At 47.3% G+C, this 17,072-nt stretch carries 12 protein-coding genes; 10 read left to right on the top strand and 2 right to left on the bottom strand.

What is annotated here, in order from left to right; genetic code table 11:
- The first annotated feature begins 10 nt into the window (after positions 1-10).
- The 5 genes from NSS95_RS10295 (at position 11) to pyk (ending at position 6,472) form a co-directional block, all read left to right on the top strand.
- Positions 11-1,243, top strand: coding sequence for an NAD(P)-dependent malic enzyme (locus NSS95_RS10295; RefSeq protein ID WP_035188408.1), 1,233 nt, complete (start codon positions 11-13; stop codon positions 1,241-1,243).
- Between the two features lie 125 nt (positions 1,244-1,368).
- Entirely contained in the window at positions 1,369-2,244 is an 876-nt protein-coding gene (accD, locus tag NSS95_RS10290) for an acetyl-CoA carboxylase, carboxyltransferase subunit beta (RefSeq protein WP_035188406.1), read from the top strand.
- On the top strand, positions 2,238-3,212 hold the full coding sequence (gene accA / locus NSS95_RS10285) for an acetyl-CoA carboxylase carboxyl transferase subunit alpha (protein ID WP_035188404.1): 975 nt from the start codon (positions 2,238-2,240) through the stop codon (positions 3,210-3,212). Before accD ends, accA begins: the two co-directional genes overlap by 7 nt.
- Positions 3,213-3,727: 515 nt before the next feature.
- Complete coding sequence (pfkA, locus tag NSS95_RS10280; RefSeq protein WP_035184376.1) at positions 3,728-4,690, top strand: 6-phosphofructokinase; 963 nt, start codon at positions 3,728-3,730, stop codon at positions 4,688-4,690.
- Between the two features lie 21 nt (positions 4,691-4,711).
- The gene (gene pyk / locus NSS95_RS10275) at positions 4,712-6,472 is read left to right on the top strand and encodes a pyruvate kinase (protein WP_014097748.1); all 1,761 of its coding nucleotides are present in this window, start codon (positions 4,712-4,714) and stop codon (positions 6,470-6,472) included.
- A 42-nt stretch (positions 6,473-6,514) separates the two neighbouring features.
- On the opposite strand, the gene ytvI is transcribed toward pyk, so the two are convergent.
- A complete protein-coding gene (ytvI, locus tag NSS95_RS10270; RefSeq protein WP_014097749.1) occupies positions 6,515-7,633 on the bottom strand; it encodes a sporulation integral membrane protein YtvI in 1,119 nt (372 codons plus the stop codon).
- 167 nt (positions 7,634-7,800) lie between these two features.
- Here ytvI and NSS95_RS10265 point away from each other — a divergent pair, with 167 nt between their 5' ends.
- From NSS95_RS10265 to mdh, 4 genes are all read left to right on the top strand, one after another.
- Positions 7,801-8,268 carry a DUF441 domain-containing protein gene (locus NSS95_RS10265; protein WP_014097750.1) on the top strand — a complete coding sequence of 156 codons (468 nt, stop codon included), beginning with the start codon at positions 7,801-7,803 and terminating at the stop codon, positions 8,266-8,268.
- 379 nt (positions 8,269-8,647) lie between these two features.
- Complete coding sequence (citZ, locus tag NSS95_RS10260; RefSeq protein WP_014097751.1) at positions 8,648-9,763, top strand: citrate synthase; 1,116 nt, start codon at positions 8,648-8,650, stop codon at positions 9,761-9,763.
- A gap of 197 nt (positions 9,764-9,960) precedes the next feature.
- Positions 9,961-11,235 (top strand): NADP-dependent isocitrate dehydrogenase, encoded by a 1,275-nt coding sequence (icd, locus tag NSS95_RS10255; RefSeq protein ID WP_014097752.1) that lies wholly within the window; start codon positions 9,961-9,963, stop codon positions 11,233-11,235.
- A 71-nt stretch (positions 11,236-11,306) separates the two neighbouring features.
- Positions 11,307-12,242, top strand: a complete 936-nt coding sequence (gene mdh / locus NSS95_RS10250; RefSeq protein WP_014097753.1) for a malate dehydrogenase — start codon at positions 11,307-11,309, stop codon at positions 12,240-12,242.
- A 283-nt stretch (positions 12,243-12,525) separates the two neighbouring features.
- Here mdh and NSS95_RS10245 read toward each other — a convergent pair whose 3' ends face one another.
- Positions 12,526-14,211 carry an IS1634 family transposase gene (locus NSS95_RS10245; RefSeq protein ID WP_260832243.1) on the bottom strand — a complete coding sequence of 562 codons (1,686 nt, stop codon included), beginning with the start codon at positions 14,209-14,211 and terminating at the stop codon, positions 12,526-12,528.
- 207 nt (positions 14,212-14,418) lie between these two features.
- On the opposite strand from NSS95_RS10245, the gene polA reads away from it, so the two are divergent.
- Positions 14,419-17,046 carry a DNA polymerase I gene (polA, locus tag NSS95_RS10240; protein ID WP_373897102.1) on the top strand — a complete coding sequence of 876 codons (2,628 nt, stop codon included), beginning with the start codon at positions 14,419-14,421 and terminating at the stop codon, positions 17,044-17,046.
- Positions 17,047-17,072 lie beyond the last annotated feature (26 nt).

Genomic DNA, 17,072 nt, shown 5'->3' with positions numbered 1-17,072 from the left:
AGTGAGGTTCATGTCATTGCGGGAAGAAGCGTTACATATGCACCGCGAACACAAAGGGAAATTGGAATCCAAGTCAAAAGTCACCGTCAAAAATGCAAAGGATCTGAGCCTGGCCTATTCGCCCGGTGTGGCTGAGCCTTGCAAAATGATCTACGACAAACCGGAAACGGTCTATGAATATACGATGAAAGGCAATATGGTCGCGGTCGTAACGGACGGCACCGCCGTTCTCGGGCTTGGAAATATCGGCCCTGAAGCCGCACTCCCGGTCATGGAAGGCAAGGCGATTTTGTTCAAAAGCTTTGCCGGCGTCGATGCCTTTCCCATTTGCCTCGATACGACAGATATTGATGAAATCGTGGAGACGGTGAAACGGCTGGAACCGGTTTTCGGCGGCGTGAATCTGGAGGACATCGCCGCGCCGAACTGCTTTGTCATTGAAGAAAAATTGAAGAAGGAAATGAATATTCCTGTTTTTCACGATGACCAGCACGGGACGGCGATTGTAACGGCTGCCGGGCTCGTGAACGCTTTAAAACTCGTTGGCAAAGAAATGTCTGAAATTAAAGTGGTAGCAAGCGGCGCGGGCGCTGCCGGCATCGCGATTATCAAACTGCTTTACAACTTTGGCGTCCGCGATATTATTATGTGCGACTCTAAAGGGGCGATCTATGAAGGGCGCCCGTTCGGAATGAACAAGGTGAAATCCGAAGTGGCCAAATATACAAACCGTGATAAAGCAGCAGGCAGCCTGGCGGATGTAATCAAAGATGCGGATGTTTTTATCGGCGTTTCTGTAGAGGGGGCACTGACAAAAGAAATGGTGCAGTCGATGAAAAAAGACCCGATTATTTTTGCGATGGCCAATCCGAATCCGGAAATCATGCCGCAAGATGCCAAAGCTTCCGGCGCGAAAGTCATCGGCACAGGCCGCTCTGATTTTCCAAACCAGGTCAACAATGTCCTCGCCTTCCCGGGTATTTTCAGGGGGGCATTGGATGTGCGCGCCACGCATATTAATGAAAAGATGAAACAAGCCGCTGTCCACGCGATCGCCGGTTTAATTGATGAACATGAACTGAATGCGGATTATGTCATTCCGCGCCCGTTTGATCCGCGTGTTGCGCCGGCGGTTGCGGCAGCTGTTGCAAAAGCGGCGATGGAAACCGGTGTCGCCCGCATCCAGGTGAGCCCGGAAGAAATCCGCGAAAAAACGAAACAGCTTTCCGAAATTGGCAAATAAGCATCAGATGCCGGAAAAAAAGCCGCCTTTTTGCCGGTACGGGAAAACGCCATTTGCCGGTACTTCGGCAGAAAAACCGCCGGCTTGCCCGGTGGTTCCGGTGCCAGATACAGGAGGGGTAAGATTTGCTGAAAGATTTTTTTCCTAAACCGAAAAAGCGAAAATATGCGACTATCCCTTCAGACCATACAAAGCAGGAAGTTCCTGAAGGGATCATGTCAAAATGCCCGAAGTGCGGCAAAATTATGTATACAAAAGAACTGCAGAAGAATTTAAAAGTCTGCCTCCATTGCGGCTACCATTATCAAATGACCGCTTATGAAAGGGTGGAAAGCCTGCTGGATGAAGGAACGTTTGAAGAGTTCGACCGCGGGCTTGTTTCCAAAAACCCGCTTGCGTTTCCGGGTTACCTTGAAAAACTGGAAAAAGACCGCAAAAAAACAAACTTGAATGAAGCGGTACTGACAGGTAAGGGCAACATTCAGGAAAGGCCGGTCGTGCTTAGTGTCATGGATGCACAATTCCGGATGGGCAGCATGGGCTCGGTTGTCGGTGAAAAAATTACGCGCGCCATCGAGGAAGCAGACAGGCTCCATGTGCCGTTTATCATTTTCACGGCCTCAGGGGGCGCCCGCATGCAGGAAGGGATCTATTCTTTAATGCAGATGGCGAAGACGAGCGCAGCGCTCGAAAGGTTCAGCCGTCACGGCGGGTTAACGGTAACCGTGATGACCCATCCGACAACAGGCGGCGTGACCGCAAGCTTTGCATCGCTCGGGGATATCAATCTTGCGGAGCCTGGCGCATTGATCGGTTTTGCCGGCCGCCGCATCATTGAACAGACGATCCGCGAAGAACTTCCTGAAGATTTCCAGACTGCAGAATTTCTTCTTGAACACGGCCAGCTCGATGCGGTTGTGAAACGCCATGACCTGAAAAAAACATTGGCAGGCATTCTGGACATCCATCAACCAACAAACGCAGGTGAACTACAATGGTGAATGAACTTGAATTTGAAAAACCGGTCATTGAGCTGAAACGCAAAATTGCCGAGCTAAAGGATTTTACAAAACAGTCGGATGTCGATTTGTCAAGCGAGATTGAAAAACTGGAAGCAAGGCTTTCCCGGCTGGAAGAGGAAATTTACGAAAATATGGATCCGTGGGACAGAATCCAGATTGCGCGTTTTCCCGAACGGCCGACATCATTGGACTATATTCAATATCTTTTTACCGATTTTCTTGAGCTCCACGGCGACCGTGTATACGGCGACGACGGGGCGGTTGTCGGCGGGATCGCAAAATTTGAGGGTCTTCCTGTCACCGTGATCGGCCAGCAGCGGGGGAAAGACACAAAAGAAAACATCCGCCGCAATTTCGGCATGCCACACCCGGAAGGCTACCGGAAAGCAATGCGGCTGATGAAGCAGGCGGAAAAATTTAAACGCCCGATTATCAGCTTCATCGACACAAAAGGCGCGTATCCGGGAAAAGCAGCGGAAGAAAGGGGCATCGCTGAATCGATCGCGCGCAATCTGTTTGAAATGTCCGGGTTGAGCGTTCCGATCATCTGCCTGATTATCGGTGAAGGGGCCAGTGGCGGGGCGCTCGGCATTGGCGTCGGCGACCATATCCATGTCCTCGAAAATTCATGGTTCTCGGTCATTTCACCGGAATCCGCCGCGGCGCTTTTATGGAAAGATGCGTCGCAGGCAAAACGAGCCGTCGCCACTATGAAGATGACCGCGCCCGAGCTGAAAGAACTGGGCATTATCGATGAACTGATTCCGGAAGTAAAAGGCGGCGCACATAAAGATCCGAGAGCGCAGGCAGAGCTGATGCGCCCTGTGCTTGCCGCATCATTAAAGGAGCTGCGGGCATATGCCCCTAAAGAACTGGTGGAAAAAAGGTACGAAAAATACCGTAAAATTGGCGTGTTTTCAACGCTCGAACAGTTTGCCCGCCAATAGCCGAAAAAAGCACCCAGGCAACCGGCACCCATCACCGGTTGCCTCGCTTTTTACATGGTGTAACGGATGCAGGCCAAAATTTTGGCGTTCTGCTTTCTAACTATATAAAATGAACTTAAGTTTTTCGTACCAAAATCAATGACGATCAGGATGGCAGCACATAAACAAGTAGTAATGTTTAGTTCAAGTTATATAGGATCCCCTTTCTTCTAAGTGGTTGAAAAGAAAATTCAGATCCTGGTTTACCGGCATGGAAACCGGGAAAAGAAAAAAGAACGCCGTTTGCATGGCAGGCAGGGAAGACAGGAGAATTGGTAACGTATTCATACTATTCCGACACAGTTTGTTCATAAACGCACATTTTTAAAATTTTTACTTTTTCATGATCGATTGTGAACATGCTTTTAAAGTGGTATTTTAGATATATTCGAAGGCAGACTTGGAGATACTATAATTACTTTGCTTGATTGAAATACCGGCCTGCCAAGAGAATTACATATACAGAGGTGAATAATATGAAGCGAATTGGAGTATTAACAAGCGGCGGCGATGCACCAGGGATGAATGCCGCAGTCCGCGCGATTACCCGTAAAGGGATTTATCACGGCCTGGAAGTTTACGGTATTCACCAGGGCTATAACGGGTTGATTCATGGTAACGTCCAAAAGCTTGAAGCAGGATCTGTCGGTGATATTCTCCAACGCGGCGGCACGGTTTTGCAGTCGGCAAGAAGCGAAGAATTCAAAACGCCGGAAGGGCAGCAAAAAGCGATCCGGCAGCTGAAAGACCATGGCATTGAAGCCCTCGTTGTGATCGGCGGGGACGGTTCCTATCAGGGAGCGAAAAAACTGACAGAACAAGGTTTCAACTGCATCGGTGTGCCGGGGACAATCGACAACGACATCCCAGGTACGGATTTTACAATTGGTTTTGATACAGCGCTGAACACTGTTCTGGATGCGATTGACAAAATTCGCGACACCGCTTCTTCCCACGAACGTACCTTTATTATTGAAGTCATGGGCAGAAATGCGGGGGATATCGCGCTTTGGTCCGGTCTTGCCGGCGGGGCTGAATCAATTATTGTGCCGGAAGAAAAGTTTGATTTGAAAGATGTCGTGGATCGCCTTGAACAAGGGAAAAAACGTGGCAAACGCCACAGCATTATCATCGTCGCGGAAGGCGTGATGAGTGGTAACGAGTTTGCGGAAAAATTGAAAAAAACTGGTGCGATCGGTGATACCCGCGTTTCCGTTCTCGGCCATATCCAGCGTGGCGGTTCTCCGACTGCATTTGACCGCGTGCTTGCAAGCCGCCTCGGCGCAAGGGCTGTTGAACTGCTGCTCGAAGGAAAAGGGGGCCGCGCTGTCGGTATTCAAAATAACCAGCTGGTTGACCATGACATCCTTGAGATTCTCGGGAAACCGCACGCCATTAATCAAAACATGTATAAGCTGTCGAAAGAATTGTCGATCTAACGTTGTTTAGGAGGAAATAGAATGAAAAAAACCAAAATTGTATGTACTATCGGGCCTGCCAGTGAAAGTGTGGAAATGCTTGAAAGATTAATGGCAAACGGGATGGATGTTTGCCGCCTGAACTTCTCGCACGGCAGCCACGAGGAACATCTTGCCCGGATTAAAAATATCCGCGAAGCTGCAAAAAACCAAAACAAAACGATCGGGCTTTTGCTTGATACAAAGGGACCGGAAATCCGCACCCACGATATGAAAGACGGCGGATTTGAGCTCGTTGAAGGCATGACGCCGGTCATTTCAATGACAGAAGTGCTCGGGACAACGGAAAAATTTTCGGTCACGTATGAAGGGCTGATTGATGATGTGCACGTTGGCTCTAAAATTCTGCTTGATGATGGTTTGATTGAACTGGAAGTGACGGCCATCGATAAAAACGCCGGTGAAATCCATACAAAAGTGCTGAACCGCGGCGTTTTGAAAAACAAAAAGGGTGTCAACGTCCCGGGTGTCTCCGTGAACCTTCCGGGCATTACCGAAAAAGACGTGAGCGATATCCTGTTCGGGCTTGAACAAGGCATTGACTTCATTGCGGCTTCATTTGTACGCCGGCCGTCTGACGTTTTGGAAATTCGCCAGCTCCTTGAAGAACACGATGCTTTACATGTGAAAATTTTCCCTAAAATTGAAAACCAGGAAGGCGTCGACAACATCGATGAAATCCTAGCTGTATCGGACGGCTTAATGGTTGCCCGCGGTGACCTCGGCGTTGAAATTCCGACCGAAGCGGTACCGCTCGTGCAAAAAGAGCTGATCAGAAAATGCAATACGCTCGGCAAACCGGTCATTACCGCAACGCAAATGCTGGATTCGATGCAGCGCAACCCGCGCCCGACCCGCGCAGAAGCAAGCGACGTGGCCAACGCCATTTTCGACGGCACGGATGCAATCATGCTTTCCGGCGAAACAGCAGCCGGAAAATATCCTGCTGAAGCGGTTAAGACGATGTACAATATCGCGGTCCATGTGGAAAAAGCGATTAACCACCGCGATATTCTGAACAAACGCAGCAAGAGCACGGACCATAATATGACAGACGCCATTTGCCAGTCCGTTGCCCATACGGCTTTAAATCTTGATGTGAATGCCATTATTGCGCCAACCGAAAGCGGCTATACGGCGCGCATGATCTCCAAATACCGCCCGGCAGCCCCGATTATTGCTGTCACGAGCGATCCGAAAGTGCAGCGCGGCTTAACCGTTGTGTCCGGCGTATACCCGCAATTGGGCACAAAGGCAAACAATACGGATGAAATGCTTGAAATCGCAGTGGATGAAGCATTGAAATCCGATATCGTCCATCACGGCGACCTTGTGATTATCACAGCCGGCGTCCCTGTTGGTGGGAAAGGCACAACCAACCTGATGAAAGTGCACCTGATCGGCGATATATTGGCAAAAGGCCAGGGAATCGGCAGAAAATCGGCATTTGGTCCGGTCGTTGTTGCTGAAAGCCCAGAAGAAGCAAACGCAAAAGCAACAGAAGGCTGTGTGCTCATCACGAGAACGACCGACAAAGAAATCATGCCGGCCATTGAAAAATGTGCCGCGCTGATTACGGAAGAAGGCGGCTTGACAAGCCATGCTGCAGTTGTTGGCATCAATGTCGGCATTCCGGTCATTGTCGGTGTTGAAAAAGCCGTTTCCATTTTTAAAGACGGGCAGGAAGTTACGGTAGATGCAGCAACCGGCTCGGTTTACAACGGCCATGCGACTGTATTGTAAATAAGCAAAAAAAAACGCAGAGGCATCCGGCCTCTGCGTTTTTTATATTGTTTTTTTGCCCATAATATAGTTCCAAATGTCATGGAATACATGGGCGCGGATCAGCGCGGTCAGCAACACGAGTGTAATCGGCCCGAGAATCAAGCCAAGGAACCCGACTGTTTTAAAGCCAATAAACAGGGCGATAAGCGTCGCGAGTGGATTCATTCCGATGCTGGACGATAAAATTTTCGGCTCCATAATCTGCCTTTGCACGATCACGACAATGTAAAGGACGGTAAGCCCGATCGCAAGCGGCAGGCTGCCGGTAATGAATTCGTAAATGATCCAGGGGACAAACACAACGCCCGTTCCCAAATACGGCAAAATATCGACAATGCCGCAAACAAGGGCGATTGTAATCGCGTAATCCACGCGTAAAATCAAAAGCCCGATCAGCACAATGACAAGTGTCATGGAAATCAGTGTCAATTCAGCACGGACAAAACCGAAAAGCGCATTGCGGAGGTCGGCAAACACGGTGATCCCGCTTTTTCTTGCTTTTTTCGGCAGTAACAGCTTTCCTTTGCCTGTCAACTGGTTCCAGTCCTTGCTGATGAAAAACGTTGCAAGCAGGGCAAAAATCAGCACGGTTGCCGCATTTGGAATCCAGGAAACAAGCCCCGGCAGTTTTTTAAACAGCCCGGACAGGAAATCACCTGCTGAAGAAGCGATCTTTTGCCCGGCCGCCTGAATGTTTTGCACGATCGTTTCCTGCTGGCCTGCATCGAGATTTTTAAAGAGGCCCGCCAGCTGGTCGTACAGCGGTAAAACTTGGGCGGTGACAAGCGATTCCGAATAATTGACAAGCGTCTGGACATGCTCCGGCAAAACGTCAGCAAGGTAATTCGCCCCCGTTACGATCTCGGCAACAAGCAGCGTAATGATGCCGACAAAGACGCCAATGATCAGAATCAGGGATATCAAAACAGCAAGCGCCCGCGGAAGCCTTACCTTTCTGTCCAGAAAATTGACGAGCGGGTTGATCATAAGCGCGATCAACAGCGCAATAATAAACGGATAAGCGTATTTTACAGCCAGATAAACCGCAAAAAAGCCAACCAGGATGCACAGTGCAACAAAAAGGCCCCGCAGCGCGCGGTGTATGTAAACAGAATTCAAGTCTGACCCTCCTGTATTCGTTAATATGTTATTATTTTACACGGCGGGGGGCGTAAAACAAAGAAAAAGCCGTTTTTTTTGATAGATTTTCTATTTCTATCTTCACCAAAAATTCAGAAAAAAATACCCGGCACCAAAAGATTTTCAGCATGAAAGAAGGGATGCTTATGTACCAGCCGTATTTATTTTTGTTGCTGCTTTTAGCGATCGGATTTGCGGCAAAAAACCAATCGTTAATCATTTCTGTTATCGTGCTACTTGTCCTGAAAGTGGCAGGGCTGGATGCGAAAATTTTTTCAACCGTCCAGTCGAAAGGGATCAACTGGGGCGTCACCATTATTACGATCGCCGTCCTTGTGCCGATTGCAACCGGACAGATCGGCTTTAAAGATTTGTATGAATCGCTCAAATCGCCGTATGCATGGATTGCACTTGCATCCGGTATCATTGTCGCGCTTCTGGCCAAAAACGGTATCACCCTGCTTGCGAGCGATCCGCAAATTACGACGGCGCTCGTGCTTGGCACCATTCTCGCCGTTTCTTTGTTTAAAGGGGTTGCGGTCGGGCCGCTGATCGGCGCCGGCATTGCCTGGATGGCCATGAAAATCGTCGAATGGGTGACAAACAGTTTTTAGCCGGGTGGAATTTGCTTAAACATGTAAAAACCGTTGGAAGAAAGATTTTTCAACGGTTTTTCTCCTGCTGCTACAGAAGGGCATATGCTAAAATCAAAATGATTGCCAGCACGGCTGCGAAAGCGCTATACTAAAAGAAGAAATTTGGCTTTTTTCTGTACCAATGTGTTTGAAAATTGTTTATAATGATTTATGTAAGCGGGCGCATGTACGTCAAAAAATAGACAAATATAATTATTATATTATAATAGAGTATGTGATCGCTTGCATATTGCCGGCCGGCAACCGTTATTTATTCCGCAGAAAAATATATACCCCGAAATCAACTTATCTACGTTTGAGATGGGGGAAACAACCTTAAGGAGAAGGAGAGATAAGCATGACAGCAACAAGAGGTCTAGAGGGGGTCGTTGCAAGTGAAACTTCAATCAGCTCGATCATCGATGACACGCTTACATATGTCGGCTACGGCATTGATGATTTAGCAGAAAAAGCCAGCTTTGAAGAAGTCGTCTACCTGCTGTGGCATTTAAAACTGCCGACAAAATCCGAACTGGAAACATTTAAGCAGGAACTGGCGGATCATATGGAATTGCCGAAAGAAATTTTGGATAGCTTTAAAACTTACCCGATCGGGAAAGTGCACCCGATGGCCGCGCTCCGTACCGCTGTTTCCGCACTCGCGCTTTACGATGATGAAGCAGATGCAATGGACCGGGAAGCAAACTTGCGCAAAGCCATCCGGCTGCAGGCAAAAATACCGGCAATTGTTGCCGCTTTCGCAAGGGTCAGGAAAGGCCTAGAACCTGTCGCACCGCGCAGAGATCTCGGTTTTGCCGCAAACTTCCTGTACATGTTAAAAGAAAAGGAACCGGAACCGATTGAAGTGGAAGCCTTTAACAAAGCGCTTGTACTGCATGCGGACCATGAACTGAACGCATCCACTTTTACTGCACGCGTTTGTGTTGCGACGCTTTCCGACATCTATTCCGGCGTTACCGCTGCAATCGGCGCATTAAAAGGCCCGCTCCACGGCGGCGCAAATGAGCAGGTCATGAAAATGCTCACGGAAATCGGTTCGGTCGATAAAGTGGAAGATTACCTGCATGAAAAATTCATCAACAAAGAAAAAATTATGGGTTTTGGCCACCGCGTTTACAGAAAAGGCGATCCGCGCGCAAAACACCTGAAAAAAATGTCGGAAAAATTGACAGAGCTGACCGGGCAGCGTAAATATTATGATATGTCGGTAAAAATTGAGCAAATTGTCACGAGCGAAAAAGGCATTCCTGCCAATGTAGACTTTTATTCTGCATCTGTCTATCATTGCCTCGGCATTGACCATGACCTGTTCACGCCGATTTTTGCCGTCAGCCGCATTTCCGGATGGATCGCCCATATTTTGGAACAATACGCCAACAACCGGATTATCCGCCCACGCGCGGAATATATTGGCCCGGGCATGCGCCAGTACGTTCCGCTTGAAGACCGGTAACGGGACCTTGGCGGGGAACCATCCCGGCTGAATTTATCCGTTATTTTCTTAAAACGCCCGCCCGTTCCTGGAAGTATTTGGGGATGGGCAAGCGTGCATCTGGTGGGGAAGGACCGGCTCAGGACCATGCGCGGGGCCGGTTCATTCCGTGTACACCACAAGTATAAACTGATATTGGGACTGGAGGAGATTTTGAAATGGCACAAGGAGAAAAGATCACCGTAGAAAACGGCGTATTAAACACACCGAATCACCCGATTATTCCATTTATCGAAGGGGACGGCACCGGCCCTGATATTTGGGCGGCTGCACAGCGCGTATTGGATGCGGCTGTTGAGAAGGCCTATAAAGGCGAAAAGAAAATTGTCTGGAAAGAGGTCTATGCAGGGGAAAAAGCGTTCAATAAAACAGGGGAATGGCTGCCGCAGGAAACGCTTGACACGATCCGCGAATATTTCATTGCCATTAAAGGGCCATTAACCACTCCGGTCGGCGGCGGGATCCGTTCGCTGAATGTTGCGCTGCGCCAGGAACTCGACTTATTCGTCTGCCTGCGCCCTGTCCGTTATTTTGATGGCGTCCCTTCCCCGGTTAAACGCCCGCAGGATACCGATATGGTCATTTTCCGCGAAAACACGGAAGACATTTATGCCGGCATTGAATATCAAGAAGGTTCACCGGAAGTGAAAAAAGTCATTTCGTTTTTGCAAGATGAAATGGGCGTGAAAAAAATCCGCTTCCCGGAAACTTCCGGCATCGGCATCAAACCGGTATCGAAAGAAGGAACGGAACGGCTGGTGCGCGCTGCGATTAACTATGCGATCAAAGAAGGGCGCAAATCCGTTACGCTGGTACATAAAGGCAATATCATGAAATTTACGGAAGGCGCGTTTAAAAACTGGGGTTACGAACTGGCGGAAAGGGAATTCGGCGATAAAGTCTTCACCTGGTCCGAATACGACCGCATTAAAGAAGAAAAAGGCGCGGATGCTGCCAACCAGGCGCAGAAAGAAGCAGAAGCAAACGGCAAGATCATTATCAAAGATGCGATTGCCGATATCTTCCTGCAACAAATTTTGACCCGTCCGCGCGAATTTGACGTCGTCGCAACGATGAACTTAAACGGCGACTACATTTCGGATGCGCTCGCTGCACAAGTCGGCGGCATCGGGATTGCCCCTGGCGCGAACATCAACTACGAAACCGGCCATGCCATTTTCGAAGCGACGCACGGAACGGCACCGAAATATGCCGGCTTGGATAAAGTGAACCCTTCATCCGTTATTTTGTCGGGTGTTTTGATGCTTGAACATTTGGGCTGGAATGAAGCGGCAAAATTGATTATCGGTTCGATGGAAAAAACGATCGCATCCAAAGTGGTCACATACGACTTTGCCCGCCTGATGGATGGCGCAAGAGAAGTCAAATGCTCTGAATTTGGCGATGAACTGATTAAAAACATGGGGAAATAACGGACAAATGATTTACGGCAAGCCGGCTGCCTTTTTACAGCCGGCTGACATTTAAACAAAGGGGGCTCGTCATGCTGAAAAGGAAAAAAATATCGGTCATTGGCGGCGGTTTTACAGGGGCGACAACGGCGTTTCTGATTGCCCAAAAAGAACTGGGGGATGTGGTGCTCGTTGACATCCCGCAAATGGAAAACCCGGTAAAAGGGAAAGCCTTGGACATGTTTGAAGCATCCCCGGTACAGGGGTTTGATGCAAAGATCACCGGCACGTCCGATTATGCAGACACAAAGGATTCCGATGTTGTCGTCATCACGGCGGGCGTTGCGCGCAAACCGGGGATGAGCCGGGACGACCTTGTGCAGACAAACCAAAAGATCATGGAAAACGTGACAAAGGAAATTGTGAAATACTCGCCAAACGCCGTGCTGATAGTACTGACGAACCCGGTTGATGCAATGACCTACACGGTTTATCAAACATCCGGTTTTCCGAAAAACCGCGTAATCGGCCAGTCGGGTGTGCTCGACACGGCAAGATTCCGCGCTTTCGTCGCAGAGGAACTGGACGTCTCCGTCAAAGACGTTACCGGTTTTGTGCTCGGCGGCCATGGCGATGAGATGGTGCCGCTCGTCCGTTACGCTTACGCAGGCGGCATTCCGCTCGAAACATTACTTCCCAAAGAGCGCCTCGATAAAATTGTGGAACGGACAAGAAAAGGCGGCGGGGAAATCGTGAACCTGCTTGGTAACGGCAGTGCTTATTATGCGCCCGCAGCAGCATTAACGGAAATGGTGGAAGCCATTGCCAAAGATCAGCGCCGCATCCTGCCTGCCGTTGCTTATCTCGAAGGCGAATACGGCTACAACGGCATTTATCTCGGCATTCCGGTCATTTTGGGCGGCAACGGCCTTGAAAAAATCATCGAACTCGATCTGACACCGGAAGAAAAAGCAGCGCTTGACAAATCCGCCGCCTCCGTCCGGAAAGTCATGGATGCCCTCGCATAAACAGAAAATCCTGCTCCAAATCCGCATGAAGGGTTTGGGGCTTTTTTTCGCGTCTGATCCTCTAAAAATTGCTGGAAAAGGTGATGATCGCGCCTTTTTTAGCGGCAATATTTCATTTATTTTTTTAACCCACATTTCGCACGTCTTAAATATAGTTCATTCTAATTTTTGAATGAACTATATTTAAATGGCTTGGTGGGATGATATCTTCTTATTTTTGAGGAATTTTCGATAAAATTCTTTTCAATTCGACATTCTTTTCATGAATTCCTCCTATTGTGTGTTATTCTCCTTTGTTTTCGACATTTTTTGACACGTATATTGATACATCATACCCGCATAATTCAATGATTTTTTTGGCTTGTGAATCAATATTATCGGGTAAGAGCCTTATTTTTTGTTGATTTTGATTTATAAGGATCACGGTAATATCTTCTAATTGCTCTAACAATGCTTGGCCTGTGGGTTGATAGAGTTTCCTTTTTCCTTTCAAGATTAGAGATAGGTTCTTTTCTTTCAGTTCTTTTCTAACTCGATATTCTAAAATTCCATAGATTAATAAAGCCATCACATACACAATACCTAAGGCCTCAACCCTTTCCGGGGTTTTTAAGTAAATGGCATCAATCATTTGTGAATCTTTGATTAATCGGAAACGGGTCTCAGCGGCCGACTGTCCTTTATAAACCCTCAAAACTTCTTGATTGGATAGTGTCTCCTCATCTAATTTATTTGTGATTAAAACAAAAGTGCTGAGCATTTTTTTCTTATTTTCGATAAAATCATGATCTTTTTCAAACGATTCCAGTTGTATTTGATAGATTTGTTCTTGTTTTGTCTGTTCGTCCTTTTTAGGTCTTCCTCTCTTTTTTCGTTTGATAGGTTGATCACTCATCTGGACGTTTAGTTTATAACAGAAATATGAAGCCTTTTGTTTTTTCTTAAAAGATTGAATTGCTTCTAGTGCGTCCTCTTTACAATGAAAGATAACTTTACTCAGTTTTTCTATCTCTTTTTTTAATTGTATTTCTTCCTTTTCGATCGCCCGATTTAGGGTTTTCTCTTTTCGTTGATCTAAATTGTTTGAGTGGACAACAAGAAACCGGTAAGGAAGGTTTTGAATTTGTCTTTCAAAAGCTTGAATTTGGTAAATAGCTGCGTCTTTTTTATTGCTAAGTGAGCCTACCCTTTCCCAGTTATTGAGCAACCATGCCTCTTTCTTTAGTTCTGTGCTTAAACCGAATGTATCAGGTAAACGGGAAATAAACGATAAATTTTGTTGTTGAATTTCCGCTAGATTTTCCGTTGTGATTAATGCAGAATCGGCTTGATAAATGAGATTTTTCCAATCTTCATGGGAAAGGATTTTTCTCATCTTTTGAATGAATTCCACATTCCAAGATTTATCCGAAGTATTCCCATTTTCTACTTTTGCAAGGATAGGAATTCGTTCAGGTGTGACCCCCATCCCCAGAACGATTTGTTTTAAGTCAGGCCTATGGGCCTTACTATACCCGTACGTAATTTGCAGTCCATCTTCCTTCGGTTGCTTATATTCTCCGTAAACAGAAATTGAGGTTGTATCGTTATGCAGTACACCAATAGGAAGATTCAATTTTTTTAGTGCTTTTAATGCAATGGTGGAATAGACTTTCCATGCTTCGGCTTCATACAAGTAATCTAATGCTCTTCCTAATGCATCATCATTTAATTGATCGGGTGAAACCGATGTATCGAAAAGCATCTCAGAATCTAGGTTTTGATAGAATTCATGAACCTTATAAAGGGGCTTGCCACTGCATAAAATGTTTAAGACAAGGGCTTTAATCCTTGTTCCGGGTGAGACATGACAACGGACAGAATCCCATTTGACTAAATCATTAATGGTCTTTTCGAGTTCTATTTCATCACACAGTTTAGATAAAAGTTGAGACGGCCCCACATGTAAGGTTAAAATTTGATCTGACATAAAAATTTCCTCATCTTCCCGTAATTAGATAATCATTCAATTCTACAAAGAAGGAGAAAATTCCTTTAAAAAAATCATAAAATGGAAAAATTTACGTGCGGAATATGCGTTTTAAAAGCGCCGCGATTTTTCCTTTGCGCCGAATCATGGTAAAATGGGGAAAGGAATATGAACGGATATTCTCCATTTTTCCGGGAGGTTTTGGTTTTGAAAAAATTGATTTTAATTGATGGAAACAGCATTGCCTATAGGGCGTTTTTTGCTTTGCCGCTTTTGAACAATGACAAAGGCATACATACGAATGCGGTTTACGGCTTTACGATGATGCTTTCCAAAATATTGGAAGAGGAAAAGCCGACGCATATTTTGGTGGCGTTTGATGCCGGCAAAACGACCTTCCGCCACGAAACATACAGCGAATATAAAGGAACGCGCCAAAAAACTCCGCCGGAACTGTCCGAACAGTTCCCGCTGATTCGGGAACTGCTCGATGCCCACGGGATTGAACGGTACGAACTGGAAAATTACGAAGCGGATGACATCATCGGCACCCTGTCGAAAAAAGCGGAAGAAGAAGGGTTTATTGTGAAAGTCATCTCCGGCGACAAAGATATGACGCAGCTTGTTTCGCCGAAAACAACGGTAATGATTACGCGTAAAGGGATCACCGATATGGAAGCCTACACGCCGGCGCATGTCGAGGAAAAATACGGGTTAACGCCGCATCAGATCATCGACATGAAAGGGCTGATGGGCGATTCATCCGATAACATTCCCGGCGTGCCGGGCATCGGGGAAAAAACAGCCATTAAGCTGTTAAAACAGTTCCCGACGGTGGAAGAGCTGCTTGACCATATCGGGGAAGTATCCGGGAAAAAACTGCAGGAAAAATTGGAGGCGAACAAAGAACAGGCGCTGATGAGCAAAGAACTCGCCACCATTCACCGTGACATTCCGCTTTCCATTTCCATTGAACAGGCGGCATACAAGCACGCCGACCCGGAAAAATTACGGCATTTGTACCAGGAATTGGGCTTTAAATCAATGCTTGAAAAAATGGGCGGGGACACCCCGACGGAAGAAAAACCGGCACTGGAAGCCATTTCTTTTTCCATTGCCGAAGACATTACGGACAACTTGTTTGCCGATGTTTCTTCTTTTTATGTGGAGATTCTCGATGAAAATTACCATACTGGCGAGATCATCGGGTTCGGTTTAAAAAACGAAAAAGGGCTCTTTTTCCTCCGGGCGGAAGACGCACTTTCTTCCGAAGCGTTCAAAAAATGGGTGGAAGATGAAAGCAAAATCAAACACGTCTACGATGCAAAGCGTTCAATTGTCGCTTTGAGACGGTACGGCATAGACCTGCGTGGGACCGACTTTGACTTGCTGCTCGTTTCCTATCTCTTGAATCCTTCCGATACGGTCGAAGATTTTGCCTCGGTGGCAAAAACGCATGATTATGGGAACGTGGAAACGGATGAGGCTGTCTACGGAAAAGGCGCGAAACGGAAGCTGCCCGAGGAAAAACGGTACGCCGAGCATATTTCCCGGAAAGCGGAAGCGATAGATGCCCTTTGCGAACCTTGCACAAAAGCGCTCAAAAACAACGGCCAGCTTGAACTGTTTGAACAACTCGAGCTCCCACTTTCCCTTATTTTGGCGGATATGGAATACACCGGCGTGAAAGTCGATACCGACCGGTTAAAAGAAATGGGCGAAGAATTTAAACTCCGGCTTCATGAAATTGAGCAGCGGATTTACAGCATGGCCGGCACTGAATTCAACATCAATTCGCCGAAGCAGCTTGGCGTCATTCTTTTTGAAAAAATGGGGCTGCCTGTCATTAAAAAAACAAAAACGGGATACTCCACGTCTGCCGATGTGCTCGAAAAACTGGAGCCTGCCCACGAAATCGTCAGGGAAATCCTTCATTACCGGCAGCTTGGGAAACTCCAGTCCACCTATATTGAGGGGCTCTTAAAAGTGGTCCACCAAGATGGCAAAGTCCATACGCGTTTTAACCAAGCATTGACGCAGACCGGCCGCCTCAGCTCGACGGATCCGAATTTGCAAAATATCCCGATCCGCATGGAAGAAGGCCGGAAAATTCGTCAAGCGTTTGTCCCGTCGGAAGAAGGCTGGCTTATTTTTTCATCGGATTACTCGCAGGTGGAATTGCGGGTGCTCGCCCATATTTCCGGCGATGAAAAGCTGATTGAAGCGTTCCGCGAAGGCATGGATATCCATACGAAAACGGCGATGGAAGTTTTCCATGTGAAAGCGGAAGAAGTAACGTCTGAGATGCGGCGCCAGGCAAAAGCGGTCAACTTCGGGATCGTATATGGCATCAGCGACTACGGGCTTTCGCAAAATCTCGGCATTTCCCGCAAGGAAGCCGGCGAATTTATCAAACGGTATTTTGCGTCCTACCCGCGCGTTAAGGAATATATGGATGAAATTGTCAGGGAAGCCAAGCAAAAAGGCTATGTCTCCACCCTTTTAAAGCGGCGGCGTTACTTGCCGGAAATTACAAGCCGGAATTTCAACTTGCGCAGCTTTGCTGAAAGGACGGCCATGAATACACCGATCCAGGGAAGTGCAGCTGATATTATTAAAAAAGCGATGATCGATATGGCAAAAAGGCTGAAAAAAGAAAAACTGCGGGCGCGGCTGCTGCTGCAGGTCCATGACGAGCTGATTTTCGAAGCGCCGGAAGAAGAGATTGAAGTGCTGAAAGAAATTGTGCCGGAAGTGATGGAGCATGCCGTAGATCTTGCCGCTCCCCTGAAAGTGGATTCCGCATACGGGCCGACCTGGTTTGATGCAAAATAGCTGCAGGCAACAAAGAAAGGAAAGAG

It is taken from the genome of Weizmannia sp. FSL K6-3076, assembly GCF_038007245.1.
GTDB lineage: Bacteria > Bacillota > Bacilli > Bacillales > Bacillaceae_C > Weizmannia > Weizmannia faecalis.
The sequence above is the reverse complement of the archived record's forward strand: the minus strand, read 5'-3'. Positions and strand labels throughout refer to the sequence as shown.